Below are 19,246 nucleotides of genomic sequence, written 5' to 3'. Positions count from 1 at the left end.
ACAGATCAGAGTATGTTGGCGTAATCGGCCTCGATACGGTCGAGGCTGAGGTTGGTGAGAAAGCCCGAGAAGCACATCCAGGCGCTCAGGGCATTGAGGTCGGCGAAGGGCTCGGGCAGATAGCGCGGCGGCACCACCAGTCCCTCTTCCACCAGCTGACCCAGGGTACGCATGTCCTCCAGGGTGGTCTTGCCACAGAACAGCAGCGGGATCTGCTGCAGCTTGCCCTGACGGACCGCCAGCTGGATGTAGTTGTAGGTCAGGATGAAGCCCTTGAGATAGGCCAGGTCCTTGGTGAAGGGCAGCCCATCGCTGCTGGAGCCACGGAATACCCGGCTGGCATTGTTGTAGCTGTCCTCCTCGCTGTACCCCTCCCCCCGATAGAAATCGAAGACGTCGAGGAAGTTGGCGCCGGACTCGGCTAGCTGGATGGCACGGGTGCGGTTGGTCAGCTTGCGCAGGCGCGAGGGGTAGGACGCGAAGGTGATGACCTCCATGAGGATCGCCAGACCTTCCTGGGTGACCGTGGAGGACGGCGGCCCCTTGGCCAGGAAGGTACAGATCGGCTGGTGCTGGCCATTGAGGCTGGTGGCCACATGCACCATGCCCTCGTGCACCGCGAGGATCTTCAGATCCCGCTGGTTGAACATGGCATCGCTGCGGATCTTGATGTAATCGGCGCCGGCAGCGGCATCGGCGACAATGCCGTCGGACTCGAACACCCGTACCGTCTGATCATCCGGGAACACCTTGTCCATCTGCTCCTGCAGTATGGCCACCGCCTCGGGCGCGGCTATGGTCTTGGGCTCGCGCCCCAGATCGTTGCCGATATTGCTCAGCGACTCGGTGAGCATGATGCCCAGGTCGGTGATGGTCGGATCACCCGCGTGGAAGGCGTCGGAGGCAGAGCCGTACAGCTCCTGGGAGATGCGCCCGAACTCGGCGGTGCCGCGCCCCTCGATCATCCGCAGCACCATGCGGTATTCACGGCACATGCGGCGCATGATCTGGCCGACCGGATTGAAGGTACCCAGCTGCCGGGTGATATCCCGTTCGATGTCCTGGAACAGCTGCAGCCGTTCGGCCGGATCGAAGCTCAGGGGCCGGCGCTTGTAGTAGTCCGGCCCGACCTCCGGCAGCTTGCGGCAGCCGTCGCGGAAGAACCGGTCACGGATGCCGTCATCCCACTTGATGGCATCCAGCACCCGGATCGGCGCCTGCGCCTCGACAATGCGGTCGGACAGGCTGCGGATCACCAGTTGGTACTGCTCGCTCTGCTTTACCGCCATGTCTGGCTCCTTTCAGTCGGCTGTCCTCACTGCTCCGGACGCATGTGCGGGAACAGGATGACGTCACGGATCGACGGCGAGTTGGTCAGCAGCATCACCAGACGGTCAATGCCGATGCCCTCACCGGCGGTCGGCGGCATGCCGTATTCCAGCGCCCGCACGAAGTCCGCATCGAAGTGCATGGCCTCGTCGTCGCCGGCGTCCTTCTCCGCCACCTGGGCGTGGAAACGCTCGGCCTGGTCCTCGGCATCGTTGAGCTCGGAATAGGCGTTGGCGATCTCGCGGCCACCGATGAACAGCTCGAAACGGTCGGTAATGCTCGGATCCTGGTCGTTGCGCCGCGCCAGCGGCGACACCTCGAAGGGGTACTGGGTAATGAAGGTCGGCTGTTCCAGCCTGTGCTCGACCAGCTCCTCGAAGATCATCACCTGCAGCTTGCCCAGACCCTCGTGGCCGAGCACCTTGGCGCCGGCCCGCCTGGCGATCTCCCGGGCCCGGTCGATGTCACGCAGATCCTCGGCGCTGATGTCGGGGTTGTATTTGAGGATGGCGTCGAACACCGACAGCCGGGCGAAGGGCTCGCCGAAATGGAACACCTTGTCGCCGTAGGGCACATCGGTGGTGCCGAGCACTGCCATGGCCAGCTCGCGGAACAGCTCCTCGGTCAGGTCCATGTTGTCTTCGTAATCGGCATAGGCCCAGTAGAACTCGAGCATGGTGAACTCGGGGTTGTGCCGGGTAGAGACGCCCTCGTTACGGAAGTTGCGGTTGATCTCGAACACCTTCTCGAAGCCACCGACCACCAGGCGCTTGAGGTACAGCTCCGGAGCAATGCGCAGGTACATCGGCAGATCCAGCGCATTGTGGTGGGTTTCGAAGGGCTTGGCCGCCGCACCGCCGGGGATGGTCTGCAGCATGGGGGTTTCCACTTCAAGGAAACCGCGCTCGCTGAGGAAGCGGCGGATATGGGCAATCACCTGGGAGCGGACGCGGAAGGTCTGCCGGGTCTCCTCGTTGACAATCAGGTCGACGTAGCGCTGGCGATAGCGCTGCTCGGTGTCGGTCAGACCATGGTGCTTGTCCGGCAGCGGGCGCAGGGACTTGGTCAGCAGACGCACACTGGTCATGTGCACATAGAGGTCGCCCTTGCCGGAACGGGCCAGGGTGCCCTCGGCGCCGATGATGTCGCCCAGATCCCAGGTCTTGATCGCCTCCAGGGTCTCGGCGGGCAGGCCCTTGCGGTCGACGTAGACCTGAATGCGCCCGCTCATGTCCTGGAGCACCATGAAGGCACCGCGGTTGAGCATGATGCGACCGGCAATGCTGACCTGGATACCGGCCTCGGCCAGCTCCTCCTTGCTGCTGTCGGCATACTGCTTCTGCAGATCCCCGGCCAGGCTGTCGCGGCGGAAATCGTTGGGGAAGGCCTGCCCCCTGGCGCGCTCGGCGGCCAGCTTCTCCTTGCGCAGGGCAATCAGGCGGTTCTCTTCCTCTTGCAGTGCATGCTCATTCAGCGGTTGTTCGCTCATTTCGGTGTCCTGGGTACTCAAATTCGGGGTTGCATAAACGGCGTGACAAACAGGGCCTTACAGGCCCTGTTTCAGACTGGCTTCCAGAAAATGGTTGATGTCGCCATCCAGCACGCCATCGCAGTCGCTGTCTTCGATGCCGGTGCGCAGATCCTTGATCCGCGACTGGTCCAGCACGTAGGAGCGGATCTGGTGCCCCCAGCCGATGTCGGACTTGGCATCTTCCTGCGCCTGGGAGGCAGCGGTACGCTTCTGCATTTCCAGCTCGTACAACTTGGCCCGCAGCATCTTCATGGCGGTGTCCTTGTTGGCGTGCTGGGAACGTTCGTTCTGGCAGCTGACCACGGTATTGGTCGGAATGTGGGTGATACGCACCGCCGAGTCGGTGGTGTTCACGTGCTGACCACCGGCACCGGAGGAACGGTAGGTATCGATGCGCAGGTCCGACGGATTGATCTCGATCTCGATGTTGTCATCGATCTCGGGGGAAACGAACACCGCAGTGAACGAGGTATGGCGACGATTGCCCGAGTCGAAGGGACTCTTGCGCACCAGGCGGTGCACACCGATCTCGGTACGCAGCCAACCGTAGGCATAGGGACCCTTGATATGGACGGTGGCGCCCTTGATGCCGGCCACTTCGCCCGCGGTCAGTTCCATGATGGTGGCGTCGAAACCGTTGTGGTCGGCCCAGCGCAGGTACATGCGCAGCAGCATGTTGGCCCAGTCCTGGGCCTCGGTACCGCCGGAGCCGGCCTGGATATCCAGATAGGCGTTGTTCTCGTCCATCTCGCCGCTGAACATGCGGCGGAATTCCAGCGCCTCGAGGCGGGTCTGCAGGCGCTCGAGCTCGGCCTCCACGTCCGCCACAGCCCCTGCATCATCCTCCTCAACCGCCATTTCCAGCAGTTCGGAGGCGTCCTGCAGGCCGCTGCTCAGTTCATCCAGGGTGCCTACCACTTCGGCCAGCGAGGCACGCTCACGGCCCAGATTCTGCGCCCGCTCGGGATCGTTCCAGACGCCCGGATCCTCGAGTTCGCGCTCTACTTCGGTCAGACGATCACGCTTGTGATCGTAGTCAAAGATACCCCCTGATGGTCTCGGAGCGGCCACGCAGGTCTTTGATGGTGTTCAGAATCGGATTGATTTCCATGGTGACAAGTCCCGTCAGGAAAAAGGAGCTATTGTAGCGGAAATCCTCGCCTGCGTGTGGTAAAGGCCTGCGCCCCGTCACCTGTCGCGCTGCTTCAGCGCTGCCGCGATCAGCCGGTGCCGGCGGCAATGCGATTGCGTCCGCACAGCTTCGCCTGCGGTCGGAGGAAAACCGCGAGCCTACAGAGATGTATTCACGGCGTGTCGGCACAGCCCTGCACCTCGGACCGACCTTGCACAAGCTCCCGGCGGACACAGCGGCACAAATCGCCCCGGCCGACCACCGGGCCTCAGCAGGCCTGCAGATGCCTGACCATCAGCTGCAGACTCTGGCGCCCACGGTATTCGTTCACATCCAGACTGTAGACCAGACGTGCGCGGCGGATATTGGGGTCGGGCCAGACCTGGGTATCCACATTGAACGCGATCGCATCCAGCACCTCCGCGCTGCCCGGCGGCTGCAGCACCAGCTTCAGATGCCGCTCGCCAACCAGCCGCTGCTGGATCAGCGTGAACTCGCCATGGAAGCCCGGCTCGGGAAAGTGCTGCCCCCAGGGACCGGCATCGCGCAGTGCCGCCGCCAGCTGCAGACTGAACTCCTCCGCCGCCAGCTCGCCGTCACACAGCAGACGCCCGGTCAGATCCTCGGCACTCAGCTGCCGGCGCACCTCCTGATCGAAGGCCTGGCAGAAGGCCTCGAAATGTGCCGCCGGCAGCGACAGACCAGCGGCCATGGCGTGCCCGCCGAACTTGCTGATCAGCCCCGGGTTGGCCGCCGCCACGCTGTCCAGCGCATCGCGGATATGCAGGCCGGGCACCGAACGGGCCGAGCCCTTGATCAAGCCATCACCGGCATCGGCAAAAGCGATCACCGGGCGGTGGTAGCGCTCCTTCAGGCGAGAGGCGAGAATGCCGATCACCCCCTGATGCCACTGCGGATCGAACAGGCAGAGACCGAAGGGCAGCTCGCTTTCCTGCAGGCTGGCACTGTCGAGCATCTGCAGCGCCTGCTGCTGCATGCCCTGCTCTATCGCCTTGCGGTCCCGGTTCAGGCTGTCCAGCTCGCCGGCCATGTCACGGGCGGCCTGCTCATCGTCGGTCAGCAGGCATTCGATGCCCAGACTCATGTCATCCAGCCGCCCGGCGGCGTTCAGGCGCGGACCTATGATGAAGCCCAGATCGGTGGACGCCAGGCGCTCGGCCGGACGCCGCGCCACCTCCAGCAGGGCCCGGATACCCGGCCGGCAGCGGCCGGCACGGATGCGCGCCAGCCCCTGATGCACCAGAATCCGGTTGTTGGCATCCAGCGGCACCACGTCAGCCACCGTCCCCAGCGCCACCAGATCCAGCAGCTCGCCCAGATTCGGCTCCGGCCGGGCCGGGCTGAACCAGCCATCCTCGCGCAGCGCCGCGCGCAGGGCCATGAGCACATAGAAGATGACCCCGACCCCGGCAATGGCCTTGCTCGGAAAATCGCAGCCGGGCTGGCTGGGGTTGACGATGGCATCGGCCTCGGGCAACTGGGCGCCGGGCAGGTGGTGATCGGTCACCACCACCCGCAGGCCGGCGGCCCGGGCAGCGGCCACCCCTTCGACACTGGAAATGCCGTTATCCACGGTCACCAGCACATCGGGCTGGCGTTGCAGCGCCACCTCGACGATCTCCGGGGTCAGGCCGTAGCCGTATTCGAAGCGGTTGGGTACCAGATAATCGACCCGCGCCGCACCCAGCGCGCGCAGTCCCAGTACTGCCACGGCACTGGCGGTGGCGCCGTCGCAGTCGAAGTCGCCGACAATCAGGATGGATTGGCGCAGCTCCAGCGCCTGACGCAGCACCTGCACCGCCCGGTCGATGCCCTTGAACAGATTCCATGGCAGCAGTGCCCGCAGACTGCGATCCAGCTCCCGGGCCGTACGCACGCCGCGGGCAGCGTACAGGCGGGTCAGCAGCGGTGGCAGATCACCCAGATCGGGCAACTGTTCGGGCAGGACGCGGGACTCGATACGCATGGAGACTCAACGCTCTCCCAACAGCCACTCGAGGGCGAATTCATGCTGGGTATCGGCGTCACTGACGTAGAGTACGCCGTCGCTGATCATCACGCTCCAGTCGAAGCTGCGCGGCAGCTCGCTGGCCAGCGCGTCCAGCGGCGCCTGGGGCAGCACGGCGATATGCAGGTTGCGCTGCTGTTCCACCGCCGGGAGTATCTTGCCGGCCCACACCCGATTGTTGCCGTAGACCAGCAGCGAGCAGCGCTCGGCGCGACGGGAGCCGGCAATCAGACGGTCAGCGTCGGGCTGACCGACGTCGATCCAGTGCTCGATGCGGTCATCCAGACTCTTCTGCCACAGAGCCGGCTCCTCCACGTCCGACAACCCCCGGCCGAAGGCCAGGCGTTCGTGATACCACAGCGCGTAGGCCAGCACCCGGGCCGCCAGGCGCTGGCCGGTTTCGGAGGGATGCCGGGCCACGGTCAGACGCAGGTCTTCATAGACGCCACGGTCAGTATCGGTGAGGTTCAGCTGAATCTTGCAGGGAATCGATTGCAGGGCCATGGGGGTCGGACATTCTCGGACAGACGGGCCGGCAGTTTACCGCAAATCGCCCCTCCCCGCCCGGGCTAGTCCGGGTTGCGGTCCATACGATCGATGAAGTGCGGCAGCACGTTGAGAATGAACAGCATGATCAGGGTCGCCAGCACCGCCGTGGCCTCCAGGCCCAGGCCGACACAGACCCCGACAGCGGCGGTCATCCACACCCCTGCCGCGGTAGTCAGTCCCTTGACGTCATTCATGTGCTCGCCCTTGATGATGGTACCCGCCCCGAGAAAGCCGATGCCGGCGACTATCCCCTGCACCACCCGGCTCATGGCGTCATCACCCCCCTCGACCATCTCCGATCCAAGCACGAACAGGGCTGCGCCGGAACACACCAGCATGTGGGTGCGGATACCCGCCGCCTTGCCATGGGCTTCGCGTTCGAAGCCCAGCACCCCCCCGAGCAGCGCCGCCAGCATCAGCCGCAGCGCCACACGGACCGCCTGCTCCACGTCGGTCAGATCGGAGAACTCACTGACCAGCGTAGCCAGGATAACCTGGAAGATGTCCATCGTCCGTTACCCCCTCGGTGGGTGGAGACAGTGGGTGGTCGGGCCGGTCTGCCGGCGCCGGCACGGCAGCCCCGGGCACCGACATGCAAGGGCTGACGATCTGCCGCCCAAGCAGGCGGCCCCAGGGAGAGCGAGGCGCTGCCCGCCAGACCTGCTGGTGCAGCAGCTGCAGACTCTCGGCATCCTGCGCCAGCAGGCTGCGCTCGCTCTTGCTCAGATCCCCCGGACCCAGCTCGATGCAACGCCGGCGCAGGGCCTGCAGCCGCTGACGACGCAAGCCGGTACGCCCCCGGCGTGCCAGGGCCGCCTGCAATGCATTGTAGCCGGGGTGAATGACCGACTCGCAGAAATCCGGCTGATGGCTGCCCGCCAGCGGGTTGTTGGACAGATCCTCCAGCAGCTGGGATCCCCGTCGTTCCTCGGCGGTCAACAGCAGCCCCCACCGCCGCAGGCGCTGACCGAGCTGAACCCGGCTGAGCATCACCGAGATGGGTGCAGCCAGGATCAGCGGGATGGCCACCGGCAGGGACCAGTAGAAGAACATCGGCTTGAGCCACAGGGCGAAGGCCGCCCAGCCGGCCCCCAGCAGCGACCCGGGCGCGTGATGCAGCAAGGCGCGCACCCAGCCGGTCTCGCTGGTGCGGTTCTGCCCGGCCCAGCGCAACTGGATATTGAGCAGCGCCTCGATCACATAGCGCGAATGGGACAGCATGCGGATCGGTGCCAGCAGGGCCGAGACCAGTATCTCCAGCAGCACGCTGGCGAACAGCCGCAGACCGCCGCCGAAATTCGCCAGTCGCCGGGTGAGGGCCGCATCGGCCACGCCGAGAAACTTGGGAATGAACAGCAATGCCAGGGTGCAGAGCACCAAACTCAGCGCACGCAGCGGCTGCCATTGCGGCCACAGCGGGTACAGCTGGTGCGGATCAGGAAAGTAGTTGATCGGCCACAGCACCAGCCGGGTGGTGGCGATGGTGGTCAGTACCAGGAAGGCCAGCCACAGGGGCGAGGCCAGATAGGCCATGATGCCGTTGAGCAGCGCCATACGGTGCGCCAGCCGCAACTTGCGGCTGCACAGCAGCAACCACAGGTGCTGCATGTTGCCCTTGGCCCAGCGACGGTCCCGGGTCAGCTCATCCACCAGCGACGGAGGCGACTCCTCCCAGCTGTCGCCCAGCCCCGGCTCCAGCCAGACCTCATGACCGGCACGACCGAGGTAGGCGGCCTCGACGAAGTCGTGGCTCATGATGGGCCCGCGGAACAGGCCCCACCCAGGCAACTTGCGCAGCCCGCAATGGGCCATGAAGGGCTGCACGCGCAGTATGGCGTTATGGCCCCAGAAGGCTGCCTCGCCCAGCTGCACCGCCGCCAGACCGGTAGCGAACAGCGGGCCGTAGAGCTGGCTGGAGAACTGCTGCACCCGGGCAAACAGCGACCGCCCATTGAGCAGCCCGGGGCCGGTCTGCAGTATGCCCACCCGGGGATGACGCTGCATCAGCTGCACCATGCGCACCAGTGTGTCGCCGCCCATCAGGCTGTCAGCATCCAGAACCACCATGTACTGATAGTCCCGCCCCCAGCGGCGCAGGAAATCGCCGACGTTGCCGCTCTTGTAGTTGAGATTCAGTTGACGACGACGGTAGAACAGCCGGCCGTGCGCCCCGAGCCTCTCGACCAGCTGCGCCCAGGCAGCCTGCTCCTGCAACCAGACGTCCGGGTCGCGGCTGTCCGACAGTATGTAGAAATCGAAATGCTCCAGCTGCCCGGTGCGCTCCAGACTCTGGTAAACCGCACTGAGCCCGCCCAGGCTGCGCTCGATCGGTTCATGGTAGATCGGCATCAATATCGCCGTGCGCCCCAGCGGTGTGGCCGCCAGCTCGGCGGCATCCTGTCGGCGCAGCAGGGATTGGGGATCGCCACCAACGCGCCGCAGCACAAAGCCGGCCACGGCAATCCAGAAGCCGAAGGAGATCCAGCAGAACAGCAGGGCGAAGAGCACCAGCATGCCCAGCTCCAGGGCATTGCCACCGCGATAGGGCAGCACCGAGAGCATGAACCAGGTGGCCAGGCCGGTCTGACCGATCACCAGCATCAGCAGCAGCGTGCGCCGCCACAGGGCAGCAAGGCGCCAGCAGTGCACCCGGGGGGCGCTGACGCTGCTCTCCAGCTCCTCGATGGCCGCCATCAGTAACTCCCGTAGCCGATACTGCTCCGGTGCAGCGGCGGCGAGATCATGGGTACCCGGACCGGACCCGGCCGGGTGACCAGCCCCCGTTCCTGCAGGGTGCACAGGCAGACACCGAACAGGTCCTGCGCCCCGGCCTCAACCGCCTCTGCCAGCGTCTGCAATATGGCCTGTTCCAGCTCCGGCGTCAGCTCCTGACCGCTCCAGCGCAGCCAGGCGAACAGCCGGCGCAGGGTCTGTTCGGATCGGGTTGCGCGCATGCCGCCTCCTACCTGATGGCCTGAAGAATGTCACTGCCCGGCAGCAACTGGTAGGTCCAGGTCTCGCTCAAGGCCTCCTCCCCTTCCCGCAGCAGGGCACGCACCGACAACGCCCGATCAGTCGCCGGTCGAACCAGCATGGACAGGCGCCAGCGCTGCAGCGGCGGCAGATACTCGACAAAGTGTTCGAGCAGCTCACCGTCTTCCAGCGCCGCCACCTGGCTGGTTACCGGCGCGTCAGCGTCCAGTTCATCCAGCGGACCACCGGCAAAATCGACAATGATCCGCACCGCGCCCTCGGCATCACCGCCGCCGACGCGCTGACCATCACCGAGAAAGCTGTCTCGCGCCCGGGCCAGGGGCTCCCGCGCCAGGTCGGCATTGCCGAAGCGCACCCGGTAGTCGAACCGGTAGGAATGCTTGCCCTGCAGTGGCGATTCCGGCGCCCAGAAGGCGACTATGTTGTCGTTGGTTTCATCCGGGGTGGGCAGCTGGGTCAGCACCACGTGCCCCGGCCCCCAGTCATCCTCCGGCTCGACCCAGGCACTGGGACGGGTGTCGTACCCGGCCTCGGCATCCATGTAGCTGCGAAAGTCCGCGTCGCGCTGCAGCAAACCGAAGCCCCTGACCTGACCCACGGAAAAGTAGTCCATGCTCAGGGCCGCCGGGTTGTTCAGCGGTCGCCACAGCCATTCGTCGGTGGCACCATCATGCACCAGCAGGCCGTCGGAATCGTGTACCTCGGGGCGCCACTCCCCATCGGGCCGCAGGGTGTTCTCGCCGTAATAGAACATGCTGGTCAGAGGGGCGACACCCGCCAGCTGGATGTCCTGTCGGGGGAACAGCACCGAACTGACCTCGAGCCCGGTCTCATCCCCCGGTCTCACCTCAAAACGATAGGCGCCGGTCAGACTGCGGCCGTCCAGCAGACCATAGAAGGTCAGGCTGTCAGCGTCGGCGTCCGGTTTTTCCAGCCAGAACTCGACGAAGGCGGGAAACTCCTCGCCGCTGGGCAGCCCGGTGTTGACCGCGATACCGCGCCCGGACAGACCGAAATTGTTGTCCCGGCCCACGGCCCGGTAGTAGCTGGCACCGGCAAACACCAGAAATTGGTTGGCCGCATCCGGCTCGGTGAAGGGGAAGGTCAGCTTGAAGCCGGCATAACCCAGATCCGCCGGCACCAGCTTCTCCAGCTCGGCGTTGGGGTAATCGAACAGACTCTTGTCGAAGTTCAAGGGCTCGGTCTGATCGCCGTCGATGACGTTGATGCGCACCGCATGGTGATAGAACAGCCCCGGCGGGATCAGCATGACGCCGAACTGGCTGTCCCCATCCAGCCAGAGCGTGCGCTCGGGCTTGAAGCGGATACCCTGATAATCGTGGTAGCTGAGTTCCTGCAGAAAGCGCGGCACCTGCGGCGGGGCCTGCCAGCTCTTGGCGGCCAGGGCCTCGGCCTTGTCGATCACGTCCTGAAAACTGAATTCATCGGCTATTACCAGACACGGCAGCGTGCAGGCCAATGTCACTGCCGTACGGGTTATCCATGCTGTCATCCTGTACAAACTCCTGTTGGGAAAGCGTTGAAAGGCTGCGTGCCAAGGGGGCTTTGCATCAGACAGTGGAAGTCGCCGACAGTTACAGGAAGTTCCAGGCCAGCACCCCGGCCACGGCCAGCACCACGCCGTAGGCGATCACCGCCAGCACCCCGTCATGGGCAATCATCGCCAGACCGATGCAGGTCAGTGCCACGCCGGCACTGCTGGCGGCAAATGGCAGGGGTTCGAGCAGCGGCAGGGTTATGGCCAGCAGCAGGCTCAGCAGGGCCAGCGGCCAGCTGGCCGGGCCATCCACCAGAAAACTCAGCCGCTCGCGCAGGAAGCGATCGACGACCCTTGCCGGCCGGCGCATCCAGCCGGCGGCGGTAGCCAGCTTTTCCTCACTGATACTGCGCCGCAGTATCCAGCCGGGTAACCAGATGTATTTGCGCCGCAGCAGCATCTGCAGCGACAGCAGGAATACGGCGACCCCCATGGTCGAGGGCAGCCCCGGAATACCGCTCAGCGGCGAGACCAGGATGACGCCGATCAGCAGCAGCATGGGTCCGAAGGAACGCCGGCCTATGGTGTCCATCAGGCGTTCCAGGGAAACCGTGTTCTGCCCTTCCCGGGCTTCGTCCATGCGATCGAGCAGTTGTTCCAGACTGGTCAGCTTTTCGGCCATTGAAGGTCCTCAGATGCAGGGCGGAAGAAAGAGCACGGGCATCGCCACGGCCAGGGTGGAGAAGGCGGAGACCAGATAGAGCCCCGCGGAGGTAACACCGATATGCCGGCCCAGGGGCTGTTCGGCCCGGGGCGCCGCACGCCACAGCACGCGGGCGGCCCAGAGCAGCAAGCCGACCACCACCAGGGTAGACAGCCAGAGCAGCACATTGAGCCAGTTGAACGGTCCCTGCTGCGGCTCCGGCGGCGTCAGCTGACAGGCCACCGACAAACCGCCGTAGAGCACCACGAACCAGATCGACCAGACGCACAGGCCGAGAATCAGGTGAACCGGATGGTGAGGGCGCCAGCGCATGGAATCTCCTTACCAGGCCATGGGCATGAGGAAGAAACCGGCCAGGGCGATCCAGAACACGCCCAGGGTATAGCTCCACAGCGGTCGCAGGACCATCGGCTCGTAGGGCAGGCGCACCCCCACATAGCCCAGCCGCACACGCAGGGCCTGCAGCAGCGTCAGCAGGGTTGCCAGCACCCCATGGAACAGCAGATAGCCGAGCATCACCGCCAGCACCGCATCATGGGCCAGGCTGCGAGGTGTCAGCTGAGCGTCCAGCATCAGCCACAGGATCACCAGGCTGTGGCCCAGACCCAGTGCAGTGCACAGCCAGAGACCTCCGGCCAGGCCCTGCGCCTGCCCCCGACAGAGTCGCACCGTCAGCCGGTGGTAGAGCAGCGCCGCCGCACTGAGCAGCAGCCCGGCCAGCAACAGCGGCGTGGCTGACAGCGGCGCTTGGGCAGGAACCTGCCACTGGGGCGAGACCGTCCAGAAATAGAACCAGCCGAACAGCAGGCAGGCAAACAGCGAACCGTTGGCCAGCAGGGTGGACAGCATGCCCCAGCGCCCCGGACCGTCGCAGGTACGCGAGTGCAGCGGCGGGTCCTGCGGGTCGTCATCACGCAGCGGCGCCGCCAGTGGATGTCCGCCGTTGTGCCAGCTCCAGCGCAGTATCACCAGCAGCGCCAGCAGCGACGCACCCAGGGCCACCCAGTAGAACTTGGTCAGCAGCCCCAGACAGACCACCGCCAGCAACACCCCGGTCTGCAGTGGCAGCCAGGAGTTCGACGGCACATGCACGACTTCGCGGACCTGCCCGGTCACGGCATCGGATCCCCAGGTCACCCGCCGATCCGCCTGAATCTCCACCAGCCCGCCCTGCCCGCTCTCCAGCCGCTCGGGCAACTGGCGATCGTCCCACAGGGGATGCCGGCTGCCGATGTCCGGCAGACTGATGAAGTTGTAGGTGGTCACCGGCATGTCAACCGCCCATTCCAGGGTATCGGCGTTCCAGGGATTGCGCGGGGCCAGGCGACCGAAGCGGAAATGCAGCAGCAGATCCACGATCAGCATGCCCACGCCCATGGCCATGACGAAGCCGCCGATGGAGGACAGCAGGTTGAGCCAGTCCCAGCCCAGCCCGGCCTGATAGGTGTAGATCCGCCGCGGCATGCCCAGCAGACCGGTGACATGCATAAGCAGGAAGGTCATGTTGAAGCCGACGAACACCAGCCAGAAGGCCCAGCGGCCGAGCAGCTCCGAAGGCATGCGCCCGGACACGTGGGGCAGCCAGTAATACAGGCCGGCGATCAGCGGGAACAGCATGCCGCCGACCAGCACGTAGTGCATGTGGGCGACCACGAAGTGGGTGTCATGCACCTGCCAGTTGAAGGGCACCAGCGCCAGCATCACACCGGTCAGACCGCCGGCGACGAAGATGATCAGAAAGCCCAGAATCCACAGCATCGGCAGGCTCCAGACCACCCGCCCGGTCCACAGGGTGGCCAGCCAGGCAAAGATCTGGATCGCCGTGGGAATGGCCACCAGCATGCTGGCCAGGGAGAAGAAGGCCTGGGCCAGCTGCGGGATGCCCACCGTGAACATGTGATGCACCCAGAGCCCGAAGCTGATGAAGCCCATGGTGATCACCGCCAGAACCAGCCAGCGGTAGCCGACGATCGGCCGCTGGGCGAACACCGGCAGCAGGGTCGAGACGATACCGGCCGCCGGCAGGAAGCTGATGTACACCTCCGGGTGACCGAACAGCCAGAACAGGTGCTGCCACAGCAGCGGGTCGCCACCGCCGGCCACCTCGAAGAACACGAAACCCGCGGCGCGCTCCAGCTCCAGCAGGATGCTGGCCAGAATCAGCGGCGGGAAGCCGACAATGATCATCAGCGCCATGACCATGATGTACCAGCAGAAGATCGGCATGCGGGTCAGGCTCATGCCGTTACTGCGGGTACGCATAATGGCCACCAGCAGCTCGATCGCGCCGCTGACCGAAGAGATCTCGACGAAGGTGATGCCCAGCAGCCAGAAGTCCGATCCGGGCCCGGGCGAGTAGGTGCTGCTGCTCAGGGGGGTATACATGAACCAGCCCGAATCCGGGGCAATGCTCAGGGCCATGCTGGAGAGGATGATCAGCCCGCCGAACAGATAGCAGTAGTAGCCCATGGCACCGACCCGCGGGAACGGCAGGTCGCGGGCGCCGATCATCTTCGGAATCAGATACATGGCCACCCCTTCCAGCACCGGGATGGCGAACAGGAACATCATCAGGGTGCCGTGCATGGTGAACAGCTGGTTGTACAGCTCCGGCCCGATGATGTCCTGCTCGGGCAGCGCCAGCTGGGTGCGCATCAGCATCGACAGCACCCCGCCGATCAGGAAGAACACCAGCCCGGTGACTATGAAGCGCAGCCCGACCGAGGTGTGGTTGACCGCCGCCAGCGCACCCCAGCCCGGCCAATTGCCCCAGACCCTGTCGTACTCGCGGTGCAGCCGCGCCCTGTTCTGCTGTTGATCACTCATCGCGGTCAGCGCCCTCCAGCCATGCCGCAAAGTCATCCGGGGCATGGGCATGTACGGTGAATTTCATGTGGGCATGGCCGGTGCCGCAGAACTCGGCACACTGGCCGTGGTAGGTACCCGGCTGGTCGGCCTGCAGCCGCAGTACATTGGTCCGGCCCGGCAGCATGTCGAGCTTGCCGCCCAGACGCGGCACCCAGAAGGCATGGATCACGTCGTTGCTGGTCAGCTGCAGGTCCACCGGCTGGCCGGCGGGAATGTGCAGCTCGTTGCGCAGCTCGATATCCGCCTCCGGGTAACGTACCTGCCACCACCACTGATGGCCGGTGACCTCGATCTGCAGCACCTGCTGTCCGGCCACCGGCAGGGGCAGCATGCGGTAGCCGATGGGTATGCCGAAGACCAGCAGCAGCGCCATGCTGGAAATGGGCAGGATCAGGCCGCCGCCGATGATCCAGCGATTCTGGATACGGCGCGCCCGGGCCGCATCCAGCTCGCCGGGGCGGCGCTTGACGGCATACAGCCAGAGGGATACCACCACCAGCAGGGTAACGACCGCAAAGCTCGCCATGGCCCACCACAGGCGGGCAACATCCAGCGCAGCAGGGCCCGCTGGATCAAGGGCGGAATAAGGGCCGCTGCATGCGGTCATAGTCAGTGAAAGCAGGCAGATCCCGGTGCGGACTGCCACACTTGCAACAGGCAGCCGACGGCGCCTGGCATCACCGACAGGAGCAACCCGTACATGTCCGAATCCATCTCCAGCAAAATGGCCATCGGCGGCCACCCGCTGCACCCGATGCTGATCCACTTTCCGGTGGCGGCACTGATCGGCCTGATAGGAACCGATCTGGCGTGGATCCTTACCGGCGACTACTTCTGGGCCAGGGCCAGCCTCTGGCTGGTCGGGGTCGGTGTGGTCGGCGGCTGGCTGTCGGGCAGCGTCGGCCTGCTGGATCTGTTGATCGTCGCCGGCATCCGCCGGCTGATCACCGCCTGGTGCCATGCCATCCTGGCGGTGATGCTGATGTCGCTGGCGACCCTCAACTGGCTGCTGCGCATCGATCAGGCGGAGGCCGCCATCCTGCCCTGGGGCCTGTTCCTGTCCCTGGTGAGCGGCGCTACCATTGCCCTGACCAGCTATTTCGGCGGCCAGCTGGTGTACGACCATGCGGTGGGGGTGGAGTACGAGGAGGCCCCGGAGCCGAGCAAACCGCAGTGAGTTCATGACAGCAGCCCCATGGTCGGCTTGGCCAGCACCAGCCAGAGGATCAGGCCGATCAGCAGCATTACCCCCACCGCCAGGGCGATGCAGGCCGGCACCAGCGGGGTGCCGCCGCGCTCCACCCGCAGGATCAGGGCCCCCACGGTCACATGGCAGAGCACCAGTCCGGTGACCAGGGTCAGCTTGATGATCAGCCAGGGATTGATATTCCGGTCGATGACGAACACCAGGGTGCCGGCGATGATGGCGGTCAGGGCAGCTGGTGTTGCCACCCGGGTGAAGACCATGCGTTCGATGGAATTGTGTGGGTTCTGCGGGGACTGCACCGGCAGGAGATGCGCCCGACGGGCAGCGATGAGCGCCGGCAGGTACAGCAGGGCCGCCACCCACAACAGCAGGGCAATGATGTGCAACACCAGGAACCAGAGCATGCAGAGTCAACTCCTGTCATCTCGCATCAGCAGTAAGCGAGGCTACAGGGTGGGACAACCAGTTCCGGTTATTGGTGCCTGCAAATTGGTGTGATCAGGACAACAGCCCGCAGAGCGGGCCGTTATCGGGGAGGAACAGCCTTACAGCGGCTTGCCACGATTGCCGTGGGCGGAGACGAACTGCTGGATCTCGGTGAGACTGTTCGGCAGCACAGTGCAGCGCTCTTCACGGTCGAACAGATCCGCCAGGTGCGGCGGCAGCTGCGGCTCGACCACACCCGCCTTGCGCACCGCATCCGGGAACTTGACCGGGTGCGCGGTACCCAGGGTGATCATCGGGGTGCTCATGCTGCGGCGGCACTCGCGGGCTGCACGTACGCCGATGGCAGTGTGCGGATCCAGTACCTCGCCACATTGGGCGTGGACCTCGGCGATGGTCGCGCAGGTCGCCTCGTCATCCACTGCCAGCGAATCGAACAGGCGACGGGCTTCGGTCCAGCGCTCGGGCTCGACCGACAGCTTGCCGTTCTGCCGGAAGCTGTCCATCAGGTCCTTCACCAGGGCGCCGTTGCGACCATGCAGGTCGAACAGCAGGCGCTCGAAGTTGGAGGAAACCATGATGTCCATGGACGGCGACAGCGACGGGTGCAGGGTGTCCTTGTCATACTGGTTGCCGCTCATGAAGCGGTGCAGGATGTCGTTGCGGTTGGTCGCCACTACCAGCTGGCTGATCGGCAGCCCCATGTTGCGCGCCAGGTAGCCGGCGAAGATGTCGCCGAAGTTGCCGGTGGGCACCGAGAAGGCCATGGAGCGCAGCGGCCCGCCCAGCTGCAGGGCGGCATGGAAGTAGTAGACGATCTGGGCCATGATCCGCGCCCAGTTGATCGAGTTGACCGCCACCAGCCGGGTGCCTTTGAGGAAGCCCTGGTCGGCGAAGCTGGCCTTGACCATTTCCTGGCAGTCGTCGAAGTTGCCTTCGATGGCGATGTTGTGGATGTTGTCGCCGAGGATGGTGGTCATCTGCCGGCGCTGCACTTCGGATACCCGGTTGTGCGGATGCAGGATGAAGATGTCCACGTTCTCGCAGCGGCGGCAACCCTCGATGGCCGCCGAGCCGGTGTCACCGGAAGTTGCGCCCATGATCACCACGCGCTCGCCGCGCTTGGTCAGGAAGTGGTCCAGCAGACGACCCAGCAGTTGCAGGGCGAAGTCCTTGAAGGCCAGCGTCGGGCCATGGAACAGCTCCATCACCCACTCGTTGGTGTCCAGCTGACGCAACGGCGCCACGGCGCTGTGGGCGAAGCCGGCATAGGTATCCTCGAGGATGGCCTTGAAGTCCGCATCGCTGATGCTCTCGGCGACGAACGGACGCATGACCCGGAAGGCCAGCTCATGGTAGGGCAGACCGTTCCAGGAGGCGATCTCCTCCAGGGTGAAGCGCGGCAGGTTCTCCGGCACATAGAGGCCACCGTCGGAAGCCAGACCGGCCAGCAGCACGTCTTCGAAATTCAGGGCGGGGGCCTGGCCCCGGGTGCTTATATAACGCATATCTTCAAACCTTCGGTTTGAGCGGCAAGCTACAAGCTGCAAGCCACAAGCTGTTCTGCCTGTAGCCTGCCGCCTGTCGCCTGCAGCTGATTAATCCAGTTGTTCCACGCGGATGCGCATCACCGGGTTGGCGACCTCATCCAGGGCTTCCATCGCGGCAATGGCATCGTTCATGCTCTGCTCGCGTACGCGGTGGGTGAGGATGATGATCGGCACCAGGCCGTCCTGCTCCTCCACATCCTTCTGCATGATGGATTCGATATTGATACCGCGCTCGGAGAGAATGCTGGCCACCCGGGCCAGTACACCCGGACGATCCTGGGCGTGCAGACGCAGGTAGTAGGCGGTCTCCACATCACCCACCGGCAGTACCGGCAGGTCGGACAGGGCATCCGCGCGGAAGGCCAGATGCGGCACCCGGGTGTCCGGATCGCAGCTCATGGCCCGGGCCACGTCGATGATGTCCGCCACCACGGCCGAGGCGGTGGGTTCGGAACCGGCACCGGCGCCGTAGTACAGGGTAGAACCGACCGCATCGCCATTGACCATGACGGCGTTCATCACGCCATGTACATTGGCCAGCAGCCGGTTTTCCGGGATCAGCGTCGGGTGTACGCGCAGCTCGATGCCCTGCTCGGTACGCCGGGCAATGCCCAGGTGCTTGATGCGGTAACCGAAGGCTTCCGCGTAGTTGACGTCTGCCGTGGTCAGCTTGGTGATGCCCTCGGTGTAGGCCTTGTCGAACTGCAGCGGAATACCGAAGGCAATGGAGGCCAGGATGGTCAGCTTGTGGGCAGCGTCGATACCTTCGACGTCGAAGGTCGGATCGGCTTCGGCATAACCCAGCGCCTGGGCCTCGGCCAGCACGTCGGCGAAGGCGCGACCCTTGTCACGCATCTCGGTCAGGATGAAGTTGCCGGTACCGTTGATGATGCCCGCCAGCCACTGGATGCGGTTGGCCGCCAGACCTTCACGCAGCGCCTTGATGATCGGAATGCCACCGGCTACCGAGGCCTCGAAGGCGACGATCACGCCCTTCTCCCGGGCAGCGGTGAAAATCTCGTTGCCGTGTACGGCGATCAGCGCCTTGTTCGCGGTAACCACATGCTTGCCGTTGGCGATCGCCTGCATGACGATTTCCAGCGCCAGACCGTAGCCGCCGATCAGCTCGACGATGACGTCGATCTCCGGGTTGTTGACCAGGGCCAGGGCGTCGTCGGTCACCTGGACGTGGCTGCCGATGTTGCACGAGGGGTTGGGGTGCCGGGTGGCAATGTGGGTCACCTCAATCGCCCGTCCTGCCCTGCGGGCAATCTCCTCGGCGTTGCGTTGCAGAACATTGAAGGTGCCACCGCCTACGGTGCCCAGACCACATATACCCACTTTGACCGGTTTCAAACCAGGAACCCCACGTAATTGACTTTGTTGAATAT

The 19,246-nt window shown here is 64.9% G+C and carries 17 protein-coding genes; 1 reads left to right on the top strand and 16 read right to left on the bottom strand.

What is annotated here, in order from left to right:
- Nucleotides 1–5: 5 nt before the first annotated feature.
- The 13 genes from BM046_RS01110 to coxB all read right to left on the bottom strand — a co-directional run bounded on the left by BM046_RS01110 (nt 6) and on the right by coxB (nt 15,261).
- Nucleotides 6–1,289, bottom strand: coding sequence for a flavohemoglobin expression-modulating QEGLA motif protein (locus BM046_RS01110; RefSeq protein ID WP_090536138.1), 1,284 nt, complete (start codon nt 1,287–1,289; stop codon nt 6–8).
- 26 nt (nt 1,290–1,315) lie between these two features.
- Nucleotides 1,316–2,818 carry a lysine--tRNA ligase gene (gene lysS, locus BM046_RS01105; RefSeq protein WP_090536137.1) on the bottom strand — a complete coding sequence of 501 codons (1,503 nt, stop codon included), beginning with the start codon at nt 2,816–2,818 and terminating at the stop codon, nt 1,316–1,318.
- A 57-nt stretch (nt 2,819–2,875) separates the two neighbouring features.
- Nucleotides 2,876–3,971 (bottom strand): peptide chain release factor 2 gene (prfB, locus tag BM046_RS01100; protein ID WP_143084126.1). Its coding sequence is split into 2 segments (ribosomal slippage): nt 2,876–3,898 and nt 3,900–3,971, totalling 1,095 coding nucleotides; the frame shifts between segments, so codons are not numbered across the junction.
- A gap of 289 nt (nt 3,972–4,260) precedes the next feature.
- Nucleotides 4,261–5,979, bottom strand: coding sequence for a single-stranded-DNA-specific exonuclease RecJ (gene recJ / locus BM046_RS01095; protein WP_090536135.1), 1,719 nt, complete (start codon nt 5,977–5,979; stop codon nt 4,261–4,263).
- A 6-nt stretch (nt 5,980–5,985) separates the two neighbouring features.
- Complete coding sequence (locus BM046_RS01090; protein ID WP_090536133.1) at nt 5,986–6,525, bottom strand: YaeQ family protein; 540 nt, start codon at nt 6,523–6,525, stop codon at nt 5,986–5,988.
- A gap of 65 nt (nt 6,526–6,590) precedes the next feature.
- A complete protein-coding gene (locus tag BM046_RS01085; RefSeq protein ID WP_090536131.1) occupies nt 6,591–7,079 on the bottom strand; it encodes an MgtC/SapB family protein in 489 nt (162 codons plus the stop codon).
- The gene (gene mdoH, locus BM046_RS01080) at nt 7,039–9,264 is read right to left on the bottom strand and encodes a glucans biosynthesis glucosyltransferase MdoH (RefSeq protein ID WP_090536129.1); all 2,226 of its coding nucleotides are present in this window, start codon (nt 9,262–9,264) and stop codon (nt 7,039–7,041) included. The genes BM046_RS01085 and mdoH overlap by 41 nt, the downstream gene beginning before the upstream one ends.
- A complete protein-coding gene (locus tag BM046_RS01075) occupies nt 9,264–9,524 on the bottom strand; it encodes a hypothetical protein (protein WP_090536127.1) in 261 nt (86 codons plus the stop codon). The genes mdoH and BM046_RS01075 overlap by 1 nt, the downstream gene beginning before the upstream one ends.
- Before the next feature lie 8 nt (nt 9,525–9,532).
- A complete protein-coding gene (locus BM046_RS01070; RefSeq protein ID WP_090536125.1) occupies nt 9,533–11,077 on the bottom strand; it encodes a glucan biosynthesis protein G in 1,545 nt (514 codons plus the stop codon).
- 82 nt (nt 11,078–11,159) lie between these two features.
- On the bottom strand, nt 11,160–11,744 hold the full coding sequence (locus BM046_RS01065; protein ID WP_090536123.1) for an exopolysaccharide biosynthesis protein: 585 nt from the start codon (nt 11,742–11,744) through the stop codon (nt 11,160–11,162).
- 9 nt (nt 11,745–11,753) lie between these two features.
- A complete protein-coding gene (locus tag BM046_RS01060) occupies nt 11,754–12,098 on the bottom strand; it encodes a hypothetical protein (protein WP_090536121.1) in 345 nt (114 codons plus the stop codon).
- A gap of 9 nt (nt 12,099–12,107) precedes the next feature.
- Complete coding sequence (gene ctaD, locus BM046_RS01055) at nt 12,108–14,612, bottom strand: cytochrome c oxidase subunit I (RefSeq protein WP_090536119.1); 2,505 nt, start codon at nt 14,610–14,612, stop codon at nt 12,108–12,110.
- Entirely contained in the window at nt 14,605–15,261 is a 657-nt protein-coding gene (coxB, locus tag BM046_RS16295) for a cytochrome c oxidase subunit II (RefSeq protein ID WP_218149984.1), read from the bottom strand. Before coxB ends, ctaD begins: the two co-directional genes overlap by 8 nt.
- A gap of 93 nt (nt 15,262–15,354) precedes the next feature.
- Between coxB and BM046_RS16290 the strand changes: the two genes are divergently transcribed.
- A complete protein-coding gene (locus BM046_RS16290; RefSeq protein ID WP_090536118.1) occupies nt 15,355–15,831 on the top strand; it encodes a DUF2231 domain-containing protein in 477 nt (158 codons plus the stop codon).
- 2 nt (nt 15,832–15,833) lie between these two features.
- On the opposite strand, the gene BM046_RS01040 is transcribed toward BM046_RS16290, so the two are convergent.
- The 3 genes from BM046_RS01040 to BM046_RS01030 form a co-directional block, all read right to left on the bottom strand.
- A complete protein-coding gene (locus BM046_RS01040) occupies nt 15,834–16,265 on the bottom strand; it encodes a CopD family protein (protein ID WP_090536116.1) in 432 nt (143 codons plus the stop codon).
- A gap of 141 nt (nt 16,266–16,406) precedes the next feature.
- A complete protein-coding gene (gene thrC, locus BM046_RS01035; protein WP_090536114.1) occupies nt 16,407–17,813 on the bottom strand; it encodes a threonine synthase in 1,407 nt (468 codons plus the stop codon).
- A 90-nt stretch (nt 17,814–17,903) separates the two neighbouring features.
- Nucleotides 17,904–19,211, bottom strand: a complete 1,308-nt coding sequence (locus BM046_RS01030; protein ID WP_090536112.1) for a homoserine dehydrogenase — start codon at nt 19,209–19,211, stop codon at nt 17,904–17,906.
- Nucleotides 19,212–19,246 lie beyond the last annotated feature (35 nt).

This window comes from Halopseudomonas formosensis, from assembly GCF_900115905.1.
Classification (GTDB): domain Bacteria; phylum Pseudomonadota; class Gammaproteobacteria; order Pseudomonadales; family Pseudomonadaceae; genus Halopseudomonas; species Halopseudomonas formosensis.
Note: the sequence above shows the minus strand (reverse complement) of the source record. Positions and strands in the feature narration are given on the sequence as shown.